Source organism: Streptomyces sp. NRRL S-337 (assembly GCF_000720175.1).
GTDB classification, from domain to species: domain Bacteria; phylum Actinomycetota; class Actinomycetes; order Streptomycetales; family Streptomycetaceae; genus Streptomyces; species Streptomyces siderophoricus.
The window spans coordinates 26841-33769 of the sequence record NZ_JOIX01000120.1 but is presented as its reverse complement, the minus strand read 5'-3'; the positions used below and the strand labels follow the sequence as shown (position 1 = coordinate 33769).

8 protein-coding genes are annotated in these 6929 nt (G+C 71.2%); 3 read left to right on the top strand and 5 right to left on the bottom strand.

All coding sequences use genetic code 11. The features are described 5' to 3' along the window. Positions 1 to 206: 206 nt before the first annotated feature. Both IG62_RS0139305 and IG62_RS0139300 read right to left on the bottom strand, forming a co-directional pair. Positions 207 to 896: a response regulator gene (locus tag IG62_RS0139305; protein ID WP_030815501.1), complete on the bottom strand. Its 690-nt coding sequence runs from the start codon at positions 894 to 896 to the stop codon at positions 207 to 209. Continuing rightward, on the bottom strand, positions 893 to 2131 hold the full coding sequence (locus tag IG62_RS0139300; RefSeq protein ID WP_030815497.1) for a sensor histidine kinase: 1239 nt from the start codon (positions 2129 to 2131) through the stop codon (positions 893 to 895). Before IG62_RS0139300 ends, IG62_RS0139305 begins: the two co-directional genes overlap by 4 nt. 172 nt (positions 2132 to 2303) lie before the next feature. On the opposite strand from IG62_RS0139300, the gene IG62_RS47550 reads away from it, so the two are divergent. After that, positions 2304 to 2897 carry a hypothetical protein gene (locus IG62_RS47550; RefSeq protein ID WP_030815494.1) on the top strand — a complete coding sequence of 198 codons (594 nt, stop codon included), beginning with the start codon at positions 2304 to 2306 and terminating at the stop codon, positions 2895 to 2897. A gap of 111 nt (positions 2898 to 3008) precedes the next feature. Here the strand turns inward: IG62_RS47550 and IG62_RS0139290 are convergent, their stop codons facing one another. The 3 genes from IG62_RS0139290 to IG62_RS0139280 are packed head-to-tail and all read right to left on the bottom strand — an operon-like array spanning position 3009 to position 5142. Further along, positions 3009 to 3581, bottom strand: coding sequence for a cob(I)yrinic acid a,c-diamide adenosyltransferase (locus IG62_RS0139290; RefSeq protein WP_030815491.1), 573 nt, complete (start codon positions 3579 to 3581; stop codon positions 3009 to 3011). 10 nt (positions 3582 to 3591) lie between these two features. After that, a complete protein-coding gene (locus IG62_RS0139285; RefSeq protein WP_030815488.1) occupies positions 3592 to 4347 on the bottom strand; it encodes an ABC transporter permease in 756 nt (251 codons plus the stop codon). Positions 4348 to 4359: 12 nt separating this feature from the next. Further along, positions 4360 to 5142 carry an ABC transporter ATP-binding protein gene (locus IG62_RS0139280; RefSeq protein WP_030815484.1) on the bottom strand — a complete coding sequence of 261 codons (783 nt, stop codon included), beginning with the start codon at positions 5140 to 5142 and terminating at the stop codon, positions 4360 to 4362. An 80-nt stretch (positions 5143 to 5222) separates the two neighbouring features. On the opposite strand from IG62_RS0139280, the gene IG62_RS0139275 reads away from it, so the two are divergent. Together IG62_RS0139275 and IG62_RS0139270 are read left to right on the top strand one after the other, a co-directional pair. Further along, positions 5223 to 5864, top strand: coding sequence for a TetR/AcrR family transcriptional regulator (locus IG62_RS0139275; RefSeq protein WP_030815481.1), 642 nt, complete (start codon positions 5223 to 5225; stop codon positions 5862 to 5864). A gap of 164 nt (positions 5865 to 6028) precedes the next feature. Then, positions 6029 to 6877, top strand: coding sequence for a 3-hydroxyacyl-CoA dehydrogenase family protein (locus IG62_RS0139270; RefSeq protein WP_030414125.1), 849 nt, complete (start codon positions 6029 to 6031; stop codon positions 6875 to 6877). The last annotated feature ends 52 nt before the right edge of the window (positions 6878 to 6929 follow it).

Here is a 6929-nt window from a genome sequence, read left to right as displayed (position 1 = left end):
GACTCGATCTGCTCAACCGTCAGCGACTTCTCACACAGTCACACCAACGAGCCCCAGCCCACACGGTCACACCACATGCGGTTGCAGTACTAGGGCGGGGTCGAACAGATCCCCTAAGGGTCGCGCGGGCCCCCTGCGGGGCCACAACGCGTGGGTGGGGGAGGGTATTCCGTGGGGCCGGGGAAGCGTTCTCGGGGAAGCGTTCTCTATGGTCCGTCGACTCCCAACTCCTGGGCCAGTACCGCCGCTTGGACCCGGCTGCGGAGGTCGAGTTTGGCCAGCAGGCGGCTGACGTGGGTCTTGACGGTGGCCTCGGCCATGGCCAGCCGTAAGGCGATGTCGGCGTTGGAGAGGCCGCGGCCCAGACAGCCCAGTACCTCGCGTTCGCGCGGCGTCAGTGCGTCCAGGACCGCCGGGTCGGGGGCGTCCGCGTCCCGTGCCGCCCGTGCGGCCGTACGGGGGCTGGCGAATTCCGCGATCAGCCGCCGGGTGACCGCGGGGGCGATCAGGCCCTCGCCGGACGCCACCGTGCGCACCGCGGTCAGGAGCGCGGCCGCATCGCTGTCCTTGAGCAGGAAGCCGGCCGCGCCCGCCCGCAGCGCCCCGAAGACGTACTCGTCCAGGTCGAAGGTGGTCAGCACCAGGACGTCCGCCAGCTTCTCGGCGACCACCTGACGGGTGGCGGAGACGCCGTCCAGCCGCGGCATCTGAATGTCCATCAGGACGAGGTCGGGCCGCAGCTCCCTGGCCAGCCGGACCGCCTCCTCACCGTCCTCCGCCTCCCCGACGACCTCGATGTCGGGGGCGGAGCGCAGGATGAGGACCAGCCCGGCCCGTACGGCGGACTGGTCCTCGGCGACGAGAACCCGGATCGGCTGCGCGTCGGCGCCTGTCATCGTTGCTCTTCCTCCTCGGCCGCGGGCAGCGCTGCCCGCACCAGCCAGACTCTGCCGGCCGGCCCGCTTACCGGGCCGGCCTCGAATGCCCCGCCCAGCAGGGCGGTCCGCTCGCGCATCCCGACCAGGCCGGTGCCCGACCCCGGGGCCCGGGGGCCGGGCCGGTCGGCGAACGGGCTGCGGACGGTGACGGTGAGCGCCCCGCTGCGGTCGTGGGCGATCCGCACCCGGACCTCGCCGGGCGCGGCGTGCTTGAGCGCGTTGGTCAGGGACTCCTGGACGATGCGGTAGACCGCCAGCTCGAACGGGGCGGCGGTACGGGGCCCGGGCCCGGTGCCGTCCGGGTGGCGGGCGTCGTCCAGGACGAAGGTCAGCCCGCTGCTCGCGCCGTTCGTGCGGGCCTGGGCGATCAGCGCGTCCAGCCCGTCGAGGGTGGGGGTGGCGGCCGGCTCCTCGGCGTACTCGGCGGTGGCCTTCGGATCGCGCAACAGGCCGATCAGCCGGCGCATTTCGGACAGACCCTGCACGCTGTTCTCCCGGATGACGCCGAGCGCCTCGCGGGTCGCGGACGGGTCGTCGATGGACTGGGCGGCGGTGGCGTGGATCGCGATCGCGGACAGGTGGTTGGCGACCATGTCGTGGAGTTCCCGGGCCATCCGCGCGCGTTCACCCGCCACCGCCTGGGTGCGGTCCATCTCCGCCAGCAGCGCGGTCTGCTCGGCGCGCAGCCGGGCGGACTCGGCGGCGTCGCGGTGGTTGCGGATGATCAGGCCGGTCCAGGCCGGTGCGACGGTGATCACCGCGATGCCGATGACGACCATCACGACCTGCGGGTCCGGCCACGCCGCGGTCAGCGCGACGGCCGCCACCACCGTGCCCAGCACCGAGTGCAGCGGGATCCGGCGGGCCGCGGCGGCCGGGCCGTAGAGCACCGCGGCGTAGACGACGTCGGTGAACATCAGGACGGTGGCGATGAGCGTGCCGGCGCAGATATCCAGCGCCAGGGCGGGCACCGCGATGCCCAGGGCCGTCATCGGAGCGGTCCGGCGCAGCAGTTCCGCGCCGGACATCGCGGTGAGCGAGAGGAGGGTGAGCGAGGGCGGCAGTCCCAGTTGCGGTGGTCCGCCGTGCAGGTTCATCGCCCACAGCAGCAGTCCGCCGAGCAGCCCGCCGCCCGCGATGAGCAGATCGAGTCGGTGCGGCCGGCCGAGGGCGGCGGGGGAGCTGGCGGTCACCCCTCCATCAAACACGGCGACGGCGCCCGCTGCCTCCACGTCGCGGTCATCCCCGCGTTCCGGCGGCTACATCGAAAGATGCAGTGCGGGATCGTCGCAGGTGACGACGTTTCGGGCGGCCGCCGCTGGGAGGGTTGAGGTATTCGGTGGAAGATCCTGAGAGGAGGCGGCCGTGGTCGTCACGCTGATCATCGCCTGTGAAGTCGGCTTCTGGGTGCTGCTGGCGGGGGGCCTGGCCCTGCGTTACCTGGCGCGGATGCCGCGGACCGGGGCGGCGGTGCTCCTGCTGGAACCGCTGCTGGAGCTGGTGCTGCTGATCGTCACCGCGATCGACCTGAAGAACGGCGCCTCCGCCGACTGGAAACACGGCCTGGCCGCGCTCTACATCGGCTACACGGTCGCCTACGGGCACTACACGATCAAGTGGGTCGACGGGCACTTCGCCCACCGCTTCGCGGGCGGCCCGCGGCCCCCGAAGCGTTACGGCATGGACCGCGCGAAGCACGAGGGGATGCTGTGGCTGCGCACGGTGGTGTGGGTGGCCATCGCGATCGGGCTGCTGCAGCTGGCGATCTGGTACGTCGGCACGGACGGCGACACGGCGTCGCTGCGCGGCTGGCAGGGCACCTCGCTGCGCATCCTGATGATCCACGGCGTGATCGCCGTGACCTACCTCGTCTGGCCGAAGAAGGCCCCGAAGGACGCCCCCGCCGCCACCCCCACCACCGAAGCGACCCGCCCCCCGCAGCAGAAGACCCTGCGCTGACGGGCCCTGGCGCCCGGCACCGCCGCTAGGCCCCGCCGCTCGGCCCCGGCGTCCCAGCTGGCCCCCGCCGCCACGGCCCCAGCAGCGCCGGCCCCCCCCGCCGCCCGCTCGTCAGCGTTCGCCGCCCGGGACCCACAGGACGTCGCCGATCTCCTTGTTGGCCGTGCGGGCCAGGATGAAGAGCAGGTCGGAGAGGCGGTTGAGGTAGGTGGCGGTGAGGGGGTTCATGGTGTCGCCGTGTTCCTCGAAGGCGGCCCAGGTGGAGCGTTCGGCGCGGCGGACGACGGTGCAGGCCTGGTGCAGCAGGGCGGCGCCGGGGGTGCCGCCCGGGAGGATGAAGCTGCGCAGCTTGTCGAGTTCGGCCAGGAAGCGGTCGCAGTCGGCCTCCAGCTTGTCGATGTAGCTCTGCTCGACGCGCAGCGGGGGGAATTCGGGGTTCTCGGCCACCGGGGTCGACAGGTCCGCACCCACGTCGAACAGGTCGTTCTGCACACGGGTGAGGACCTTGACGACCTCGGTGCCGAGCTGTCCCAGGGCGATGGCGGTACCGATCACCGCATTCGCCTCATTGGCGTCGGCGTACGCCGCGATCCGCGAATCGGTCTTGGCGGTACGGCTCATGTCGCCCAGGGCCGTGGTGCCCTTGTCGCCGGTGCGGGTGTAGATGCGCGTCAGATTCACCATACGGGCGAGACTACGCCGCGGCCCTCCGGAAGGCGCGGGTGCCGAGCGCCAGGGAGACCGCGGCGAGGGCGAGCGCCACCACCGCGCCGTACAGGACCGCCGAGGAGGCGTAGTCGCCGACGAACGCCGCCCGTACCGCGTCCACGAGGTAGCGGAACGGCATGGCGTGCGAGAGGACGTTCAGCCACGCCGGCGCCAGCGTCATCGGCAGCATCAGCCCGGACAGCAGCATCGAGGGCATGGTGACCGAGTTGATCACCGGCCCGAATTCCTGCGGCGAGTTCACCCGCAGCGCCAGCGCGTACGACAGCGAGGCCAGCGCCACGGTCAGGACGGCGACGAACGCGAAGCCGATGAGGATGCCGGGCAACGGCGCCCGCAGCCCCATCACCAGCGCCGCCAGCACCAGCAGCACCGCCTGGAAGACGAACAGCGCGGCGTCCCGCAGCACCCGCCCCAGCAGCAGCGCCGAGCGGCTCACCGCCGTCACCCGCATCCGCTCGACGACGCCGAACTGCTTCTCGACGATGATGCCGAAGCCGCAGAACGCGGCGCCGAACAGCCCGAGTTGGAGCAGCAGGCCGGGCACCAGCACCTGCCAGGAACTGCCGGCCGAGGGCAGCGGCAGCCCGGTCAGCAGCGGGCCGAAGAAGAGCAGGTACAGCAGCGGCATCAGCACGCCGAAGAGCATCTGGAGCTTCGAGCGCAGGGTCTGCCGGGCGTAGCGGCCGAAGACCAGCGCGGTGTCGGACAGCAGGGAGGACATGGGGGTCGGCTCCTAGACGGCGAGGGGGGTGGTGTCCCGGGGCGTGATGCCGCGGCCGGTGATGGCGAGGAAGGTGTCCTGGAGGGACGCGTCGGGGGAGCCGCCGTGGGCGCGTTTGAGGGCTTCCGGCGTGCCGTCGGCGGCCACCACCCCCTTGTCGATGATCACGAGCCGGTCGGCGAGCGCATCGGCCTCGTCGAGGTAGTGGGTGGTGAGGAACACGGTCGTGCCGTGCTCGGCGCGGATCCGGCGGACCAGGTCCCACAGGTCGGCGCGGCTGCCCGGATCGAGGCCGGTGGTCGGCTCGTCGAGGAAGAGGACCTCGGGGCGGTGGGTGAGGCCCATGGCGACGTCCAGCCGGCGCCGCTGGCCGCCGGAGAGGGTCGCGGTCTTCCGTTCCAGGAGGTCGGTCAGGCCCAGGTCGGCGGCCAACTCCTCGGCGCGGTCGCGGGCTTCGGCCTTGCCCAGGCGGTAGAGGCGGGCCTGGGTGACGAGTTCCTCGCGGACCGAGACGTTCGGGTCGACGCCGCCGGACTGGGCGACGTATCCGGAGGCGCGGCGCACCCCGGCCGGATCGCGGGCCAGATCGCAGCCGGCGACGGTCGCGGTGCCGCCGGTGGGGGCGAGGAGGGTGGTGAGCATCCGCAGGGTGGTGGTCTTGCCGGCGCCGTTGGGGCCGAGGAAGCCGAGGATCTCGCCGCGCTCGACGGTGAGGTCGATGCCGCGGACGGCCTCGACGGGGCCGCGTCTGGTGGGGAAGGTCCGGGCGAGTCCGGACGCGCTGAGTACGGGCATGCCGTAAGAAAAACAGAGAGCATGAAAAATTGCAATGCCCCCAAAATTTCAGTGACACCAGACAGGGGTAGCCTGAGGGCATGGCAGAGGGACTCAGGGAGCGGAAGAAGCGGCAGACCCGCCAGTACATCTCGGACATGGCGACCGGTCTCTTCCTGGAGCGCGGCTTCGACGCGGTGACCATCGCGGAGATCGCCGAGGCCGCCGACGTCTCCGTCAACACGGTGTACAACTACTTCCCGGCGAAGGAGGACCTCTTCTTCGACCGCAGCAAGGGCGTCGTCGACCGGTTGTCCCGGTTCGTACGGGCCCGGCGCGCGGGGGAGTCCGCCGCCCTCGCCGTCCTGCGGGAGCTGCGCGAAGAGGTGGAGAGCGTTTCGCCCAAGGTGGGACTCATCGAGGGCTATGAGCGCTTCATGAAGGTCGTCCACGGCTCGCCGTCCCTCCAGGCCCGCCTGTGGCGCCTGCAGCGCGAGCAGTACGAGGACCTGGAGGCCACCCTCCGGGAGGAGACCGGGGCGGCGGACGACGACCCGATGCCCGCCCTGATGGCCGGCCAGATCAACTGGGTGCACCAGACGTTGATGACGACCATCGCCCACGAGATGATCGCCGGCCGCAAGCCGGCGGTGGTCTCGCGCGAGGCGCTGGTCCTGCTGGACGAGATGGAGGAGCTGCTGAGCGAGCGGGTCCTCAACTACGGGGTGCGGGCGGCCGGCTGAGCGGCGCGGCCTCCCAGGAGGGCCGCCCCGGGTGTGATGTCCGCCATGTCGGGTGACGGGCGGGCGTGACGCGCATCTCTTACCCACCAATGGATCGCCAACGACCGCTAACGTCACCCGAAGACCGACAGACTTTCAAATGCACAGGGTGTGAGGGGACAGCAGTGGCAAAGAAGCTCGCCGTCATCGGCGCCGGACTGATGGGGTCCGGTATCGCGCAGGTCTCCGCCCAGGCGGGCTGGGACGTGGTCCTCCGCGATGTGACGGACGAGGCCCTGGCCCGCGGCAAGGGCGGCATCGAGGCCTCGTACGAGAAGTTCGTCACCAAGGGCAAGCTGGCCGCGGCCGACGCCGAGCAGGCGCTGGCGCGCATCACCACCACGACCGACCTGGAAGCCGCTGCCGACGCGGACATCGTCGTCGAGGCGGTCTTCGAGCGGATCGACGTCAAGCGGGAGATCTTCCGGACGCTGGACAAGCTCGTCAAGGACGAGGCGGTGCTGGCCTCCAACACCTCCGCCATCCCGATCACCAAGATCGCCGCGGCCACCTCCCGCCCCGAGCGGGTCGTCGGGACGCACTTCTTCTCGCCGGTGCCGATGATGCAGCTGTGCGAGCTGGTCCGCGGCTACAAGACCAGCGACGAAACCCTCGCCACCGCCCGGGAGTTCGCCGAGTCCGTCGGCAAGACCTGCGTCGTCGTCAACCGCGACGTGGCCGGCTTCGTCACCACCCGGCTGATCTCCGCGCTGGTCGTCGAGGCCGCCAAGCTCTACGAGTCCGGCGTGGCCAGCGCCGAGGACATCGACACCGCCTGCAAGCTGGGCTTCGGCCACGCGATGGGCCCGCTGGCCACCGCCGACCTGACCGGCATCGACATCCTGCTGCACGCCACCGACAACATCTACACCGAGTCCCAGGACGAGAAGTTCGCGCCGCCGGAGATCATGCGACGCATGGTCGACGCGGGCGATATCGGACGCAAGAGTGGGCAGGGCTTCTACGAGCACTGATACCGCGTCAGGTCATTGGGCCTGATGGGGTCACCCCCTGGGGTGAATTCGG

Excerpts from the sequence above, each read along its gene's own strand:
- IG62_RS0139305 (WP_030815501.1), bottom strand. The coding sequence starts at position 896 with ATGACAGGCGCCGACGCGCAGCCGATCCGGGTTCTCGTCGCCGAGGAC.
- IG62_RS0139290 (WP_030815491.1), bottom strand. The coding sequence starts at position 3,581 with ATGGTGAATCTGACGCGCATCTACACCCGCACCGGCGACAAGGGCACC.
- IG62_RS0139285 (WP_030815488.1), bottom strand. The coding sequence starts at position 4,347 with ATGTCCTCCCTGCTGTCCGACACCGCGCTGGTCTTCGGCCGCTACGCC.
- IG62_RS0139280 (WP_030815484.1), bottom strand. The coding sequence starts at position 5,142 with ATGCCCGTACTCAGCGCGTCCGGACTCGCCCGGACCTTCCCCACCAGA.
- IG62_RS0139275 (WP_030815481.1), top strand. The coding sequence starts at position 5,223 with ATGGCAGAGGGACTCAGGGAGCGGAAGAAGCGGCAGACCCGCCAGTAC.